General features: G+C 29.5%; 19 protein-coding genes. 9 read left to right on the top strand and 10 right to left on the bottom strand.

Annotated features, from left to right (window positions below; translation table 11 throughout):
• The first annotated feature begins 7 nt into the window (after positions 1 to 7).
• The 3 genes from MPF19_RS17535 to MPF19_RS17525 are packed head-to-tail and all read left to right on the top strand — an operon-like array spanning position 8 to position 1,595.
• On the top strand, positions 8 to 556 hold the full coding sequence (locus MPF19_RS17535; RefSeq protein WP_203395171.1) for an RNA polymerase sigma factor: 549 nt from the start codon (positions 8 to 10) through the stop codon (positions 554 to 556).
• A 33-nt stretch (positions 557 to 589) separates the two neighbouring features.
• Positions 590 to 1,129 carry a hypothetical protein gene (locus tag MPF19_RS17530; RefSeq protein WP_249989571.1) on the top strand — a complete coding sequence of 180 codons (540 nt, stop codon included), beginning with the start codon at positions 590 to 592 and terminating at the stop codon, positions 1,127 to 1,129.
• A 10-nt stretch (positions 1,130 to 1,139) separates the two neighbouring features.
• Complete coding sequence (locus MPF19_RS17525) at positions 1,140 to 1,595, top strand: sensor of ECF-type sigma factor (RefSeq protein WP_203395169.1); 456 nt, start codon at positions 1,140 to 1,142, stop codon at positions 1,593 to 1,595.
• Positions 1,596 to 1,630: 35 nt separating this feature from the next.
• On the opposite strand, the gene MPF19_RS17520 is transcribed toward MPF19_RS17525, so the two are convergent.
• The 7 genes from MPF19_RS17520 to idi all read right to left on the bottom strand — a co-directional run bounded on the left by MPF19_RS17520 (position 1,631) and on the right by idi (position 5,259).
• Positions 1,631 to 1,825, bottom strand: coding sequence for a hypothetical protein (locus MPF19_RS17520; RefSeq protein ID WP_203395168.1), 195 nt, complete (start codon positions 1,823 to 1,825; stop codon positions 1,631 to 1,633).
• A gap of 129 nt (positions 1,826 to 1,954) precedes the next feature.
• Positions 1,955 to 2,215 carry a hypothetical protein gene (locus MPF19_RS17515; protein ID WP_203395167.1) on the bottom strand — a complete coding sequence of 87 codons (261 nt, stop codon included), beginning with the start codon at positions 2,213 to 2,215 and terminating at the stop codon, positions 1,955 to 1,957.
• 28 nt (positions 2,216 to 2,243) lie between these two features.
• Entirely contained in the window at positions 2,244 to 2,870 is a 627-nt protein-coding gene (locus MPF19_RS17510; protein ID WP_249989569.1) for a chloramphenicol acetyltransferase, read from the bottom strand.
• A complete protein-coding gene (locus tag MPF19_RS17505; RefSeq protein WP_203395211.1) occupies positions 2,867 to 3,568 on the bottom strand; it encodes an HAD family hydrolase in 702 nt (233 codons plus the stop codon). The genes MPF19_RS17510 and MPF19_RS17505 overlap by 4 nt, the downstream gene beginning before the upstream one ends.
• 3 nt (positions 3,569 to 3,571) lie before the next feature.
• On the bottom strand, positions 3,572 to 4,303 hold the full coding sequence (gene kdsB / locus MPF19_RS17500) for a 3-deoxy-manno-octulosonate cytidylyltransferase (RefSeq protein ID WP_249989567.1): 732 nt from the start codon (positions 4,301 to 4,303) through the stop codon (positions 3,572 to 3,574).
• Positions 4,304 to 4,334: 31 nt separating this feature from the next.
• On the bottom strand, positions 4,335 to 4,748 hold the full coding sequence (locus MPF19_RS17495; protein WP_203395209.1) for a 6-pyruvoyl trahydropterin synthase family protein: 414 nt from the start codon (positions 4,746 to 4,748) through the stop codon (positions 4,335 to 4,337).
• The gene (gene idi / locus MPF19_RS17490) at positions 4,741 to 5,259 is read right to left on the bottom strand and encodes an isopentenyl-diphosphate Delta-isomerase (protein ID WP_203395208.1); all 519 of its coding nucleotides are present in this window, start codon (positions 5,257 to 5,259) and stop codon (positions 4,741 to 4,743) included. Before idi ends, MPF19_RS17495 begins: the two co-directional genes overlap by 8 nt.
• A 123-nt stretch (positions 5,260 to 5,382) precedes the next feature.
• Here idi and MPF19_RS17485 point away from each other — a divergent pair, with 123 nt between their 5' ends.
• The 4 genes from MPF19_RS17485 (at position 5,383) to MPF19_RS17470 (ending at position 10,482) form a co-directional block, all read left to right on the top strand.
• Positions 5,383 to 6,069, top strand: a complete 687-nt coding sequence (locus MPF19_RS17485) for a peptidylprolyl isomerase (RefSeq protein WP_249989565.1) — start codon at positions 5,383 to 5,385, stop codon at positions 6,067 to 6,069.
• Between the two features lie 152 nt (positions 6,070 to 6,221).
• A complete protein-coding gene (locus tag MPF19_RS17480; protein WP_203395206.1) occupies positions 6,222 to 7,814 on the top strand; it encodes a peptide chain release factor 3 in 1,593 nt (530 codons plus the stop codon).
• Positions 7,815 to 7,819: 5 nt separating this feature from the next.
• Positions 7,820 to 9,400, top strand: coding sequence for a hypothetical protein (locus MPF19_RS17475; RefSeq protein ID WP_249989563.1), 1,581 nt, complete (start codon positions 7,820 to 7,822; stop codon positions 9,398 to 9,400).
• Between the two features lie 149 nt (positions 9,401 to 9,549).
• Positions 9,550 to 10,482 carry a peptidylprolyl isomerase gene (locus MPF19_RS17470; RefSeq protein ID WP_249989561.1) on the top strand — a complete coding sequence of 311 codons (933 nt, stop codon included), beginning with the start codon at positions 9,550 to 9,552 and terminating at the stop codon, positions 10,480 to 10,482.
• A gap of 232 nt (positions 10,483 to 10,714) precedes the next feature.
• Here the strand turns inward: MPF19_RS17470 and MPF19_RS17465 are convergent, their stop codons facing one another.
• Positions 10,715 to 10,897, bottom strand: coding sequence for a hypothetical protein (locus MPF19_RS17465; protein WP_249989560.1), 183 nt, complete (start codon positions 10,895 to 10,897; stop codon positions 10,715 to 10,717).
• 245 nt (positions 10,898 to 11,142) lie between these two features.
• Positions 11,143 to 11,889, bottom strand: coding sequence for a head GIN domain-containing protein (locus tag MPF19_RS17460; RefSeq protein WP_249989558.1), 747 nt, complete (start codon positions 11,887 to 11,889; stop codon positions 11,143 to 11,145).
• A gap of 765 nt (positions 11,890 to 12,654) precedes the next feature.
• Between MPF19_RS17460 and MPF19_RS17455 the strand changes: the two genes are divergently transcribed.
• Entirely contained in the window at positions 12,655 to 14,430 is a 1,776-nt protein-coding gene (locus MPF19_RS17455) for an AMP-dependent synthetase/ligase (RefSeq protein WP_249989556.1), read from the top strand.
• A gap of 222 nt (positions 14,431 to 14,652) precedes the next feature.
• Complete coding sequence (locus MPF19_RS19535; RefSeq protein ID WP_502925226.1) at positions 14,653 to 14,802, top strand: fibronectin type III-like domain-contianing protein; 150 nt, start codon at positions 14,653 to 14,655, stop codon at positions 14,800 to 14,802.
• A gap of 880 nt (positions 14,803 to 15,682) precedes the next feature.
• Here MPF19_RS19535 and MPF19_RS17450 read toward each other — a convergent pair.
• On the bottom strand, positions 15,683 to 15,930 hold a 248-nt coding region (locus MPF19_RS17450), incomplete at its 5' end, for a transposase (protein WP_249989554.1).

The following is a 15,930-nucleotide window of genomic DNA, read 5'->3' as shown; positions in this document are numbered from 1 at the left end:
TATATAGTTGACAGATGAAACTCTTTTAATAGAACAATTAAAAAATGTTCAGACTAAAGAAAAAGCGTTTAGAGAGTTAATGTCTCTCTATAAAGAACGCTTGTATTGGCACATTCGTAAAATTGTGATTTCTCATGATGATGCAGATGATGTTCTACAAAATACGTTCATTAAAGTTTTCAAAAATATAGATAAGTTTAATCAAGAAAGTAAATTATTTTCTTGGATGTATAGAATTGCCACAAATGAAGCTATTACTTTTATAAATAAAAGAGCTAAAAAAAGAAGTGTAGACATTTCTGACTATCAACAAGAATTAGCTTCTACTCTAGCGAGTGATGATTTTTTTACTGGAGATGAAATTCAACTGATTTTACAAAAAGCAATTGCTACTTTACCTCAAAAACAACAATTAGTTTTTAACATGAAATATTTTGATGAATTAAAGTATGAAGAAATGTCGGAAATACTAGAAACATCTGTTGGAGCCCTAAAAGCCTCTTATTTTCATGCAGTTAAAAAAATTGAACTATACATAAAAAAAGAAACCAATTAAACCTTTATATAAAAAAAAGGTCTAAAAAGTATCATGGAAAACAATATAAAAAATAGCGAAGAGTATTTAAACTCAATTTTAGGAAAAGAAACAGGTTTTTCTCTTCCTAAAAACTATTTTAGCACAACTGAAGTTTCTGTAGAAGCCAAATTAGCGGAAGAAAACTTTACAAAAGAAAATGGTTTTACAACTCCAGATTCTTACTTTAAAGATCTAGAAAGTGAAATTTTATCGAAAGTTTCATCAACTAAAAAAGTAACAAAAGTTATTTCTTTTAAAGAAAGAGTTTTAAAAATGATCCCTATTGCAGCAGCAGCTTCTGTAATTTTATTTATCGGATTAAATTCTTTTGTATTTAATAAAAACGAAGAATTAACTATAGACTCCTTATCTGATGATGATATTGAATTTTGGCTAGATTCTAATACTTTAAACACCAATGATATTGCTAATGTATTAGAAAATGATGTATTAGAAGAAAACGATTTTTATTTCTCTTTATTAGAAGATGAAAACATTGAAGATTACATTAATACTACCGATAACACTTCATTTTTAAATGAAATAAACTAAAATTAAGAATATGAAAAAAATAATCACACTTATATGTATTGGCCTTTTTTGTACTCTTACTTCGTCTGCTCAAAACAAGAATGTAAGTAGAGAAAAAATTAAGGCGCTTAAAGTTTCCTATATAACAGAGCAATTAAGCTTAACATCTAATGAAGCAGAAAAATTTTGGCCTATCTACAACCTGTATATTAAAGAGCAATATTCTTTAAGAAACAATCTTAGGTCTAAAATAAAAAATGCTACGAAAGAAGAAGATAAAATGATTTCTGAAAACGAAGCAGAAACATTAATACTTTTAAAATTAACTATAGATAAGAAAATTTATGAATCTCAAAGAGATTTTATAAACAACATAAAAAAGGTAATTTCCTATAAAAAGATAGTCCAATTGCAATTTGCTGAAATGGAATTTGGTAGAAAATTAATGAATAAATACAAACACAAGAAAGCTAATTCTAAAAATTAAGTAAAAAAAAAGGAAGCATTTAGCTTCCTTTTTTTTTACTTAATTAATGCCATACAAGAATATAATTCTGGTTTATTAGATGTAAACTGCTTTAACCAAATTGTTAGCTCATCTACTTCATAAGGTAACAATCGACTTAAGGCCTTTTCCACTTCTTTACAAAATAAATCTGAATTAAAACTTACTTTTTTTAGTATCGTTTTAGTGTACTCAAACATTGCTCTAGCCATTTTTAAGAATTAAATTATACAATAATATAACGTTTACTAAATCGTTTTAGTATGTTTAATCAAATTTAATAAAAAAACCATCATTCTTTCAAATGATGGTCTTAAAATTTCTTTAAAAATTTGTTAAGATTATAAAGTATTAATCTTTTCTACCAAACCTTTCGCTTTTTCTTCTAATTCTAGATTGATCGCTTTAAAGTGTGCTTTCTTGTTTTCTACTTTACTGTTGTTTACTTTAGAAACTAAAGTATCAAAAGTTTCAATAGCTTCATCAATGATTGCATCTCCTTTTTCTGGTGCATTTTTTAAGATTGAAACATCTAATGCATATTCGATAACATCACCTAAAACGTAATTGATATCTTTTTTTAAGTTTTTTATACTTGCCATAACTTATTTAAAATTTAATTTTGCAAAGTTAGGTGTTTTTATCTAATTGTTTCTGATATTCCTCAAAAAATAAACCAACATGATATCCATCTACCAATGCATGGTTTACAGAAATTGCTACAGGCATCATTATTTTATTGTTTTCTTTAAAAGTTTTACCAAAAGATAGTTTAGGTATACTTTCATTTTTAACACCAGAAACAGGTTCTTTTTGACTTGTAAATGAAAACCAGGGTAACGCTGAACAATAAATACAACTATCAGATTTTATTGGCGGAAATAAATCCGTAGAATTTAATATTCGCTCCTTTTCTTTTAAGTAATTTTCATTAAACTCGTTAAAATCATCAGAAAAATGAATAAATGAAAAGCCAAAAGTATGGTCTTTTCTTGCCATAGTAGCAGAAGCGTGTATGGCATCACAAATAAAAACTTTATCTTCTTGTATTCTATATTTAAAATTTTCAATACTATTCAAAGCTTTTAAACAAGCGTATAAATACATTACAAAAAAAGACTTTTTCTCTGTTTTAGATTTATGAAAGATACCCGTTACATCTACATCTACGGTTACTCCAAAAAAAGGATCTTCTAAATTGATAAAGTGTTGGTAATGCTGCTTTCTATTCCAGGTATCAATATCTAAATATTTCATAAAAACCGTAATATCTCTTTAATTTTAGCCACCGTTTTATAATCTGAATCTGATTTCTCTTCATCACTAACTTCCTCATGTACCCAAGTAGTATGAAAAGGAACATGTATTGCTGAGGCTCCTAAAGCTATTAAAGGCAAAACATCTGATTTTAAAGAGTTACCAATCATTAAAAACTCTGAGGGCTCTACATCTAAGTGATTAATTAACTTTGTATAATCTTTCTCTTTTTTATCACTCATCACTTCTATATGATGAAAATATTTTAGCAAATTAGATTTTTCTAGTTTACGTTCTTGATCTAATAAATCTCCCTTGGTAGCTACAATTACCTTATACTTTCTTTGTAAAGATTGCAGTACTTCTTCTACTCCATCTAATAACTCTATAGGCTTATCGATCATTTCCTTGCCTATATTCAAAATAGCTTCTATTGTCTTTTGATTTACATTGTAATTAGACAATTCTAAAGCACATTCTACCATAGACAACACAAAACCTTTTACACCGTAACCATAATGTTTTAGATTTTCTATTTCCTTTTTAAAAAGTTCTTGATCTATTTTATTTTGAGTTTCGTATTTGGCTAATAACTTTGCAAACGCTACTTCTGCATCTCTAAAATAAGTTTCATTTACCCACAAAGTGTCATCGGCATCAAACGCTATTACTTTTATGTTTTCACTTATTTTATACATAATTTATGATTTTAAAAATTGAATAGCTTTTTCTAAATCTTCAGGAGTATCTATACCTACAGCTTCTACATCTGTTTCTACCATTTTTATTTTTTTACCAATTTCTTGATATCTAATGGCTTCTATTTTTTCTGCAGCCTCTAAAGGCGTCATTGGTGTATTGTAAAAGTCTATTAAAGCTTGTTTTCTAAAAGCGTACACTCCTTTGTGTTTGTAATACTTAACAGCAACATCTTTATCTCTGTGATACGGAATTACACTTCTAGAAAAATAGATTGCTAAATTATCTACATCTGTAATAACCTTAACATTATTAGGATTTTCTATATCTTCTTTATTGGTAATTTGTACTTTTAAAGAAGCCAAGTCAATCTCTTTTTTGTCGTCTTTTTTAAAAACATCAATTAATTTGGATAAAGAGACTGCATCAATAAAAGGTTCATCTCCTTGCACATTAATTACAATATCTGCTGCTATATTTTCTACAGCTTCAGCAATTCTATCAGAACCACATTCGTGCTCTTTTTTACTTTTAAGAACCTTTCCTCCAGCATTTTCTATCGTTTTATAAATTATATCAGAATCTGTTACAATATAAACATCATCAAACAAATTAGTATGCAATGCTGCTTCATACGTTCTTAAAATTACAGGCTTCCCTCCTAAATCTTTCATTAATTTTCCTGGAAAACGAGATGCACTATAACGTGCAGGAATCATGGCAATTATTTTCATAAATTATATTTAATGGTACTAGTATAAGTTATTACTCTCCAGAATACCTCACAAAATTTCTTCGTGTTTCGTATAATGTTACTTCTATGTCTAAATGTGCTGGAATATGAGGTCTTAATTTATTATAAATAACTATTGATATATTTTCTGCAGTTGGATTTAAGTTTTTAAAATCTGCAACTTCAATATTTAAGTTTTTATGATCTAAAGGCTCTTCTACTTCATCTTTTATCAATTCTCTTAACAAGCCTAAATCGTACACAAAACCAGTTATGGGGTCTACCTCTCCAAACAAAGCCACAATCATTTCATAATTATGACCATGGTAATTTGGGTTGCTACATTTACCAAACACCTCTAAATTTTTTTCATCCGACCAATCTGGATGAAACAACCTGTGTGCTGCATTAAAATGTGCTCTTCTATAAACTTTTACTTTAGGCATTTGCTAATTTTTCAAAAGATTTGTCAAAAATAATTTTAAACCACTCTGTATATTCTTTCGGATTGTTTTCCATGTCGTTCTTAACATCTACTAACGTCATCCATTTATAAGCTTCTACTTCTTCCTTATTTATTTTTGGTGCATCATTATAATAACCAACCATAACATGGTCTAATTCGTGTTCTGTTAAACCATTATCAAAAGGCGCTTTGTAAATAAACGAAAAAACTTCCTTAATCTCCGTAACAAAACCCATTTCTTCTTCTAATCTTCGTTTTCCAGCTTCTAAATTTGTTTCTCCATCTCTTTGGTGAGAACAACAAGTATTTGTCCATAATAATGGCGAATGGTATTTATGTGCTGCCCTTTGTTGCAACATTAATTCTCCTTTATCATTAAAAACGAATACAGAAAAAGCTCTATGCAATACCGCTTTTTCGTGTGCTTCCATTTTAGGCATTAATCCTATCTGGTTATCTTTTTCATCAACTAAAACTACTTGTTCTTCCATATTAGCAAAAATAAGAAAATCAATGAGTAATAAAACATAAAATAATTACAAAAGCCATCAGACTATTCTATTCTTTTATTATGATGGTTTATATTTGTAACTCTTTATAACTGCTTTTTATTTATGAAATTTTTCTTACGATGCTTATTTCTTATCGCTTTAATCGCATTTTCTCAATGTAAAGATGAAAACAAATCTGTAGAAAAAAAGACTTTAACACTAAAAAACAAGAAAGTAAAAAAAGAGATCGTTAAAGCTTGGGATAGTTTAAACAGCCACAACACCGAAGCTTTTTTAACTGAATTTGGCAAACAAAACCCAGAAACAATTGTAGAGATAACAACAGATTTTGGTAAAATAAAACTACGCTTATTTGAAGATGTGCCTATTCACAGAGCCAACTTTATTTTCTTAACCAAAATAAAATATTTTAACACTACCGTTTTTTATAGAATTGCTAAAAACTTTGTGATTCAAGGTGGTAATTCTGATGAAATGTACACGCAAAAAGAACGTAGAAAATACGGCAATTATCTGTTAAAACCCGAATTTAGAAAAAACAGAAAACACAAATATGGTGCTTTGGCTGCCGCAAGACAATGGGACAATAACCCTAATAAATTATCCAGTCCTTTTGAGTTTTATATTGTACAGAAAAGAAGTGGTGCCCATCATTTAGATAATGAACACACCGTTTTTGGCGAAGTCATTTCTGGTTTTGACACCATGACAAAAATCTCTAAAGTAAAGGTTGGTGTAGATGAATGGCCTATAGATGATGTAAAAATGCATATCGAAATTATAGAATAAAAAGTTATTTCACAGAGATTCACCGAATTCTTTTTAATATAAAAGGTCAGTAAAAACCTGTAAATTCTATCTCTTTTTTTTCTTTTCATCACCTTTTAAATCACTAAAAAAATTATAGAATAAACCCTATCTTTGCACCTCAAATTTTGTAGATGACTTTTTTAGAAGAAATAGCACGTAGAAGAACCTTTGGTATTATATCGCACCCAGATGCAGGTAAAACCACATTAACAGAAAAATTATTACTATTTGGTGGTGCAATACAAGAAGCAGGTGCTGTAAAAAATAATAAGATTAAAAAAGGAGCAACTTCCGATTTTATGGAAATTGAGCGTCAGCGTGGAATTTCGGTTGCCACTTCTGTTTTAGCTTTCATCTATCAAGATAAAAAAATAAACATTTTAGATACGCCTGGTCACAAGGATTTTGCTGAAGATACTTTTAGAACTTTAACTGCTGTAGACAGTGTTATTGTGGTAATTGATGTTGCAAAAGGTGTAGAACCGCAAACCGAGAAATTGGTAGAAGTTTGTAGAATGCGTAACATACCTATGTTGGTTTTTATCAACAAGTTGGATAGAGAAGGAAAAGATGCCTTTGATTTATTAGATGAAGTGGAACAAAAATTGGGTTTACGTGTTACACCTATGAGTTTTCCTATAGGAATGGGGTATGACTTTAAGGGAATCTATAACATTTGGGAAAAGAAATTAAATCTTTTTTCTGGTGATAATAAAACTTCTATTTCCGAGGGTGTTGAGTTTGACGATTTATCAAACCCAGAATTAGACAAAATAGTTGGTAAAAAAGCCGCAGATACTTTACGTGAAGAAATAGAATTGATAAGCGAGGTTTACCCAGAATTTGACAGAGAAGAGTACCTAAGCGGTTCGCTGCAACCTGTATTTTTTGGATCTGCTTTAAATAACTTTGGAGTAAAAGAATTATTAGATGCATTTATTAATATTGCTCCTGCTCCACAACCTAAAAAAGCAGAAGAGCGTTTGGTAGATTCTAAAGAGAAAAAAATGACTGGTTTTGTGTTTAAAATTCATGCAAATATGGATCCTAAGCACAGAGATAGATTGGCTTTTATAAAAATTGTATCGGGTACTTTTAAAAGAAATGCGCCTTATTTACATGTTAGAAATGGTAAAAAAGTAAAGTTTTCTAGTCCGAATGCTTTTTTTGCAGAAAAGAAAGAAATTGTAGACGAATCTTTCCCTGGAGATATTGTAGGGATACACGATACCGGAAACTTTAAAATTGGAGATACTTTAACAGAAGGTGAAGATTTGAATTTTAAAGGAATTCCTAGTTTTTCTCCAGAACATTTCCGTTATGTAAACAATGCCGATCCTATGAAATCTAAACAATTATTTAAAGGTTTAGATCAATTAATGGATGAAGGTGTTGCGCAATTATTTACGTTAGATATGAATGGTCGTAAAGTAATTGGTACTGTTGGTGCTTTACAATACGAGGTTATACAATATAGACTAGAACATGAATATGGTGCAAAATGTACTTACGAAAACCTAAATGTACATAAGGCGTGTTGGGTAGAGCCAGAAGACCCTAAAAACGAACAGTTTAAAGAATTTAAACGTGTAAAGCAACGTTATTTAGCCAAAGACAAACAAGGTCAGTTAGTATTTTTAGCAGATTCTGAATTTACCATACAAATGACGCAAAGCAAATATCCAACTGTAAAGTTGCATTTTACAAGTGAATTTAAAAAATAATAATGATGAGAAAATTACTTTTTTTACTGTTAGGAATCCTCTGTTTTAATGGTTTTTCTCAAACTTATGATTTATCAGATTTTAAAGGTAAAGAATTACATAATTCTATTCGATTAAATTACATTTTAGTTCATCAACCTGTAGATAAGGTTGGTTATGACTTAGATCCAACAATGGGTTTTGTAGGAATAAATTATAATTTCCCATTAAATAATTGGTTATATACAGGAGTAGGTTTTCATGGAGCCATAACCGGAGATCAAGGTGGCTTATTTACGCTAGGCGTAAATTTAGGCGTAAATACACCCATCTATAAAAATTTGTATTTTGATGCGAACGTCCATTTTGGCGGTGGTGGTGGTTTTAGAAGTTTGGTTAATGGTGGTGGAATTATCTACCCAAATATAGGTTTACAATACAAAGATAACGGCTATTCTCTTGGGGTACAATATGGGTATGTAAACTTTTTTACCGGAATTCAAAAAAGTGACAATGTTTCGTTTTTTGTAGAAATACCAACATCATTTAGAACAGCATCTTACAAAGATGCTCAAAAAACTTTTGTAGAGAAAAATACTTCTACTGACAAATTTTGGAAGAAACCAGCTAGAAAAAGTGTGCAACAAATAACCTTCGATTTCCTTTTTCCTATTGGCAACTCTAGAACAGATGCTAGCACAACACCTAAATATAAAGAAATAGACCATACTTTATCTCTTTTGGGGTTTGAATACCAACGTTATTTAACTAAAAACTCCTTTGCCTATGCACATGTAGATGCCATGTATAGTGGTTTAACCGCAGGTTTTATGGATGTTTTTATTGGACTTGGAAAAAACTTTGTATCAACCAAACATGTTAATTTGTTTGGTAAATTTGGTATGGGAGCTGCAGGTGGTAGAATTTATCCGGAAGGAGGATTAACCATGTACCCGAGTGTTGGAGCAGATGTAAAAATAACAAAACAATTCGGTCTGAGTGCTCATGGTGGATACCACAGATCTATTGGTGGTACTTTTGAGGCTTATACTGCCGGTTTCAGTTTAAAATATTATGGTTTAAGCGGTGGAACTACAAAACCTTTTACAGAAGAAAAACTAACAACCATTAAAACACAAGGAATACAAATTGGTGTGCAAAATCAATCTTACTTTAGAGTAAATCGTTTTGGCATTGATGAAAGTCAAGAAACATCTATAGTAGATTTACAATTAATTGCCATAAAAGTAAACTACGATTTAAACCATCGTTTTTACATTAATGGAGAGGCTTCTTTTGCTTACGAAGGAAGATCTGGTGGTTATGCTCATGGTATTTTTGGACTAGGTATAAGATCTAATAGATTTATAAATAACAGAATTTCTTTATTTTTAGAAGGTGCTGCAGGTGTTGCAGGTGGCGGAAGAGTAGATTCTGGAGAAGGAGTTTTAATAAGACCTACAGCAGGTATTAATTACCATGTAAATGATAATTTTGCTTTTAATGTTGCCGGTGGACAAATGTGGTCTCCTTTTGGTAATGTAAACTCAACCAACTTAAATATTGGTTTTACGTATGGTTTATCTATGCTAAATGCTAAAAAATAATAGGTGCTGCTATTTTCTGCATCTCATCAATAATAAAATCTTGAGACATTTCAAGAATACAATTAATGTCAGTTCGAGCGCAGTCGAGAACTAATAAATGAATAAACCTCTCGACTGCGCTCGAGAAAACAAAAAGTAAATTAAAGATTATGAATAACGGAATTTATGCAGAATTCACCACTTCAAAGGGTGTAATTAAAGTAAAATTAGAACACGAAAAAGCTCCTGGAACTGTTGGTAATTTTATTGCTTTAACAGAAGGAAATTTAGAAAACTCAGTAAAAAAACAAGGAACTCCTTATTATGATGGATTAAAATTCCACAGAGTAATTCCAGATTTCATGATTCAAGGTGGTTGCCCACAAGGAACAGGTACTGGTAACCCAGGTTATAAATTTGATGATGAATTTCATCCAGATTTAAAACATGATGCTCCAGGAAAATTAGCAATGGCAAACTCTGGTCCAGCAACAAACGGAAGTCAGTTTTATATTACCCACGTCCCTACTCCATGGTTAGACGGTAAACATACTGTTTTTGGTTCAGTAATTGAAGGACAAGATATAGTTGACACAATTGCGCAAGGTGATGTGTTAACATCTGTAAAAATTATTAAAGTTGGTGCAGAAGCAGAAGCTTTTAATGCCGTTGAAGCTTTTAGAACTTTTGAAGGATCTAGAGAAAAAAGAGAAGCTGCCGAAATAGCAAAACAAAAAGCATTGTTAGATACGGTTGCTGCTGGTTATGACGAAACTGCAAGCGGTTTACGTTACCAAATTTTACAAAAAGGAACAGGAAAAAAAGCAACTAAAGGAGCTGGAGTTTCTGTACATTATAAAGGTCAATTATTAGATGGTACTGTGTTTGATTCTTCTTATAAGAGAAAAGAACCAATCGATTTTAATGTTGGTGTTGGTCAGGTTATTTCTGGTTGGGATGAAGGAATTCAATTATTACAAGTGGGAGATAAAGCTCGTTTTGTAATCCCTTCTAATTTAGCGTATGGTTCTGCAGGTGCAGGAGGAGTTATACCACCAGATGCTACTTTAATTTTCGATGTAGAATTAATGGATGTAAAGTAAATAAATATTTTTTACTGAAAAATGATTATAAAATAGCTTTCTGGTTTCAGAGAGCTATTTTTATTTAAAAAACAAATTACCAAATAACTTGTGTAAAGAAATTTCGTAAATACTAAAAACTAGGTTGTAAACAATAAAAGAATGTTCAAAAAACTTAATTGACGTAAGAATTCTTAATTCATTTTTTTTGAGATTTCTATTTGTGATTTTTCTTTTTCATGCTAGACCGCATTTATTTTTCTTTACAATAAAAAACTATTACTTTACTTTCATTTTTCTTAATTCCGGGAATACTTAAAGTTACTAAAAGTGCAATACAAGTTGCAGAACCTAAACCACCACCAAATCCATTAAAAGAGATACTTGTATTTAAATAACCAATGGTAAATACCACTCCAAAAAAAACTATTAACAAATAATCTTACATCATTTTAGAAGAAACCCTACCTATAAAAGAAGTTAGAAACAAACTAGAGGTAAATTTTTAGTTAAATAAACAGATAGTAAATTTGGAAATAATAAAACAAACACACCTACTAAAACCCCAAATAAAAATCTAAAAGTTTTTTTGCGTTAGGGATTGAAGCGGCATCCTTTTTGCTTTTTCTGCAAAAAGATATAGCAAAAAGCCCGACCTTTGGGAACGCCATAATTATAAATCTAAAGTAATTTTCTTATAGTAGACTCACCAATAACGATTCCTTTTTTTAGTTGTGCTTTTCCCTTATAAAGAATCGTAGCTTCTCCATAAGAATTTACTTTAATTCTTTCGGAGGCATTTAATTGAAAGGTTCCGTTGCCATAAGCTGTAATTTTAGTTTCTTTAGATGTAATATCTGAAGCAATTACCTTACTTGCGCCATAAGCCGTAATTTTTTGTTTATTAATCGTTCCTTTTTCCATATTTAAAAAACTATCACCATAAAGAGAGACCTCTAATTTTTCTACTTCAATTTTATTAATACTAACTTCTGATTTTCCATAAATCCTCAAGGTACATTCCTCTTGTATTAAAGGCGTTTGAAATGAGATTTTTTCTTCTCCCCTTAAAGAAAAAAGGTCTACATCAACATAGGTAATAATTACTTTAACTACTCTGTTTTTATATAAAGGAACTTTTGTTTGATAGTTTTTAGTCACTCTTTTTTTATTTTTAGTATACGTTTTGGCACCTTCTAAATACACTTGAAGTGTTCCTTTATTTATTTCATATTTAAATTTTTGCCGAGGAACAGTAATGCTTTTAATTTCTATACTACTTTTATTTCCTTTGATAAAAACAGCTTCTATATGCGGACTGACAATGATTTTATTAAAATTGGTATCTAATTTTATGGTTTCCTGTGCTTTTAAATTACTATTTATAAATAATAAGGATATGCAAAAGGATATTAATTTAAGTTTCATAAATTTTATTTTAGTTTCTATAAGATTATAACTGCGTTAATACTACGTAAAAGACTCTATTATTTTTAAATTGTTACTCTTTTATTTATTTTCTATAAAAAAAATATTAAAATTTTTTATATAGCCTTCTAGAAATTATAATTATCAACTCCTTAAGAAACAAAACCAATAAATTTCACATATCTGAAATATACTAAAAGCATCTCTTTATTATACCTAAAAAATGAGCTTATAATTAAAAAAAATCAACGATCAATGATTTAAAACAAGAAGTATAAGAAAGTCTTGAAGATATTTTTTTAAAATATAAAAATATTTCTGGTGAATTCAATATTACAAATATGAAAGTTGTTTACGCAATTAACTATAAAGACACAAACGTACACAGAAAAAGATTTAAAATCAATAATAAACCAAAACAGGTATTTATACCTATAATATTTTGTACCATATATTATACATTGCGCTCATATTGGAAGAGGTTGGAATTAGGGGGCTAACCAAAACCACATATAGCTAGCTTTTTTGTTTATAAAAGGCTAGCTTTTTATTTATAAAAACTATTTATCAACAAGAACTAGAAAATCAGCTGATTTTCTATTATAATAAGTTATCAAAAATAAAGTAACAAATAGAAAATAGTACTTATAAATAAATAAACAAGTATAAATTTTAAATTATCCATAATAAAAAACTCTTATAATAAGTATTTGTTAAATCAATCTAAAATTCCTAATTTGCCTACTTCAATTATAATAAGAATATATGGCAGTAGAAGTTACAAGATTATTTGATTTTCCTTATTACCAATTAGAAAACTATAAATTAGATAAAGCATTTACATCTAAAGCTAGTGGTAGTTGGATATCTATTACAACACAACAATATGTTGACCAAGCCAACCAAATTAGCAGAGGTTTAATTAAATTAGGAATAAAACCTAACGACAAAATAGCCGTAATTTCTTCTACTAATAGAACAGAATGGAACATTTGTGATATTGGAATATTACAAACCGGTGCACAAAATGTACCCATTTATCCAACAATTTCCGAAGAAGATTATGAGTACATATTAAATCACTCAGAATCAATATATTGTTTTGTTTCCGACAAAGAAGTTCTAAAAAAGGTTAATAAGATCAAAAAAAGTACTAGTTTAATATCTGTTTTTACTTTTGATGATATAAAAGGCGAAAAAAGTTGGAAAGAAATTTTAGAGTCGGGTAAAGACATTAGTACCCAAAATATTGTTGAAGAAAGAAAAAGTAATGTAAAAACAGATGATTTAGCTACATTAATATATACGTCTGGTACTACAGGTAAACCTAAAGGTGTAATGCTATCTCATAGAAACATTGTTAGCAATGTGTTAAGTTCAGAAAAACGTGTACCTTTTGATTATGGAAAATCTGTTGGCTTAAGTTTCTTGCCCATTTGCCACATTTTTGAACGAATGATTTTATATCTATATCAATATTGTGGCGTTTCTATTTATTTTGCAGAATCCATAGAAAAGCTTTCGGAAAATGCACAAGAAATAAAACCACACGTTATGACTGCGGTACCTCGTTTATACGAGAAAATTTATGATAAAATAATTTTAAAAGGTGAGGCTTTAACTGGTATAAAAAAAGGATTGTTCTTTTGGGCTGTAAACTTAGGCCTTAAATACGAACCTTATGGTGTTAATGGTTGGTGGTATGAAACACAATTAAAACTAGCTAGAAAATTAATTTTTTCTAAATGGCAAGCGGCTTTAGGAGGAGAATTAAAAATAATGGTTTCTGGTAGTGCAGCATTACAACCCAGATTAACAAAAGTTTTTGCTGCAGCAGGAATGCCAATTATGGAAGGTTATGGATTATCAGAAACTTCTCCTGTAATTTCTGTAAATGATGAAAGGAATAATGGTTTTAAAGTTGGTACTGTTGGTAAAATAATTGACGGTGTAGAAGTAAAAATTGCAGAAACCGGTGAAATTTTAGTAAAAGGACCAAATGTAATGTTAGGCTATTTTAAGGATCCTGATAGAACTGAAAACGTATTAAAAGGAGGTTATTTTTACACCGGAGATAAAGGTGAATTTGATAGTGAAGGTTTTTTAAAGATTACAGGAAGAACCAAAGAAATGTTTAAAACCTCTGGAGGTAAATATGTGGTTCCTCCTTTATTAGAAGGAGAACTAAAACAATCTTTATTTATAGAACAAGTAATGGTTATTGGTGAAGGAGAGAAAATGCCAGCTGCTTTTATACAACCAAACTTCGATTTTATTAAAGAATGGATTAAGCATAAAAAATTAGACATTGGTTTAAGTAATAAAGAAATAGCAACGTCAGACATTGTCATAAAACGTATTCAGAAGGAAGTTACTAAATGCAACAAAAACTTTGGTAAGTGGGAACAAATAAAACGATTTGAACTTACACCAGAAGTTTGGTCTATAGAAGATGGTCATTTAACACCAACCATGAAAATGAAACGAGCAGTTATTAAAGAAATCTATAAAGATTTATTCGATAAAATTTATAGAGTATAATAAAAGAGAGTCTAGGTTTTTTAATAAAAATTCTAGGCTTTTTTTTAAAAGAAAAGAATAGTTTAAAAAAGTGTTTTTACTGCTAAAGAAAATTATTTTTTAAAATAAAAGTCATAGAGTAATTAAATAAAGAAGATCTAATTGTTCGCATTTAGGGATATAGTATTTTTAAAGTTAATAAACAACCTTTAAAATCAGAAAAACTAACTTTTACCACCCAATTTGATCGTTTGTAAATCTAAGATTAAAAGAACACTTAAAGAACAAAAAAGGTTTCAAAAAATAATTATCAAAAAAGGAACCTCTCAAAATGTAGAAATTACCATTACAACAACCGACTTAGCTTTTTACGATGAATCTATTTCTAACTAGAGTGTAGAGCAAGGCAAATATCCTTTATTTATAGGTAATGCGTCAAATAATATTGTTTCAACTTTAAAAATTCAAGTAAAGTAAAAGATAATAAAACCATCAGAAAACAAAATAAAAAAGCTAATTGAATAAGTTTCAATTAGCTTTTTTTTAATCCATTACAGAGAACATAGTAATAACCAATAATAGCACTTCATAAATACCTTATACACCAAAGCTAAACATAATATAAAGAACAATAAAAATAACCTAGTTACAAATATTCTAACAGCAGAATTTTAAGGGCGTGCCCATGCAAAAAAAAGCATGGTCAGGCTATCCGCTACAAGTCCTCGTTCGTACCTCACTGTGGGCTTTACACTTCTATCCTTCATGCAAAAAAGAATACAATTCAGAAATAAGACTCCAGTTCTAGAGAAGAAAAAAATTAGTCATACTAAATTTGTTTAAGCTTCTCAGGTATCTTAAATTAATCTCTTTATGAATCGAAAATAACACCAGATTGTGAAAACCATAAAAAGAATTTGAAAATAAGATAAAATAAACCAAGGTTATTCATTCCAATGTTTACACCCAATAATGCCTGTTTGTAACCCAGTTTGTCTTTTCAACCAATGGCTAGTGCTCGTTTGCAACAAGTACACATATAAACATAACAAACAATTGAGTTTAGCATAAAAAATAAACCTCAAAGCGTAAGTATTCAGGTTTAAATAAAATCATATAACAATATAAAGTAGTGTGTGATTAAGTATAGGATATTTTTCCGACCCTCAAAATGAATACTTATAAGAATCTAAAATAAATTCTGATGAACAGATAACAAAAACTGATTCCAAGGCTAATTCGGATCAAGTCCAAAAGTTGTGGGATTTAGAAATTAGGCATAAATATTTGAGAGTCTAAAAAGGAAAAATTTTATGTTTCTAACACCTCTAAATTGTGCTCTAAAGGCCTTGATTTTAGCATTAAAAGATTCTGCAGAAGCGTTTGTACTTCTATTGTCAAAATAGTTGAGTATATTCTGATAATATATAGACATTGTTCTAGCAATGCTATTAAAGCTTTTAAACTTCGCTTGTCTTACATTTTCATCCCATTTAGCAAGTCTAATTAAGGCAACAGTTT

It is taken from the genome of Polaribacter sp. Z014 (assembly GCF_023555435.1).
In the GTDB taxonomy this organism is placed as follows: Bacteria; Bacteroidota; Bacteroidia; order Flavobacteriales; family Flavobacteriaceae; genus Polaribacter.
The sequence above is the reverse complement of the archived record's forward strand: the minus strand, read 5'-3'. Positions and strand labels throughout refer to the sequence as shown.

Coding starts and splice junctions, on each gene's coding strand:
- MPF19_RS17485 (WP_249989565.1), top strand. CDS start 5,383: ATGAAATTTTTCTTACGATGCTTATTTCTTATCGCTTTAATCGCATTT.
- MPF19_RS17470 (WP_249989561.1), top strand. CDS start 9,550: ATGAATAACGGAATTTATGCAGAATTCACCACTTCAAAGGGTGTAATT.
- MPF19_RS17520 (WP_203395168.1), bottom strand. CDS start 1,825: ATGGCTAGAGCAATGTTTGAGTACACTAAAACGATACTAAAAAAAGTA.
- MPF19_RS17455 (WP_249989556.1), top strand. CDS start 12,655: ATGGCAGTAGAAGTTACAAGATTATTTGATTTTCCTTATTACCAATTA.
- MPF19_RS17480 (WP_203395206.1), top strand. CDS start 6,222: ATGACTTTTTTAGAAGAAATAGCACGTAGAAGAACCTTTGGTATTATA.
- MPF19_RS17505 (WP_203395211.1), bottom strand. CDS start 3,568: ATGTATAAAATAAGTGAAAACATAAAAGTAATAGCGTTTGATGCCGAT.
- MPF19_RS17495 (WP_203395209.1), bottom strand. CDS start 4,748: ATGCCTAAAGTAAAAGTTTATAGAAGAGCACATTTTAATGCAGCACAC.
- MPF19_RS17530 (WP_249989571.1), top strand. CDS start 590: ATGGAAAACAATATAAAAAATAGCGAAGAGTATTTAAACTCAATTTTA.
- MPF19_RS17510 (WP_249989569.1), bottom strand. CDS start 2,870: ATGAAATATTTAGATATTGATACCTGGAATAGAAAGCAGCATTACCAA.
- MPF19_RS17460 (WP_249989558.1), bottom strand. CDS start 11,889: ATGAAACTTAAATTAATATCCTTTTGCATATCCTTATTATTTATAAAT.
- kdsB (WP_249989567.1), bottom strand. CDS start 4,303: ATGAAAATAATTGCCATGATTCCTGCACGTTATAGTGCATCTCGTTTT.
- MPF19_RS17525 (WP_203395169.1), top strand. CDS start 1,140: ATGAAAAAAATAATCACACTTATATGTATTGGCCTTTTTTGTACTCTT.
- MPF19_RS17515 (WP_203395167.1), bottom strand. CDS start 2,215: ATGGCAAGTATAAAAAACTTAAAAAAAGATATCAATTACGTTTTAGGT.
- MPF19_RS17475 (WP_249989563.1), top strand. CDS start 7,820: ATGAGAAAATTACTTTTTTTACTGTTAGGAATCCTCTGTTTTAATGGT.
- idi (WP_203395208.1), bottom strand. CDS start 5,259: ATGGAAGAACAAGTAGTTTTAGTTGATGAAAAAGATAACCAGATAGGA.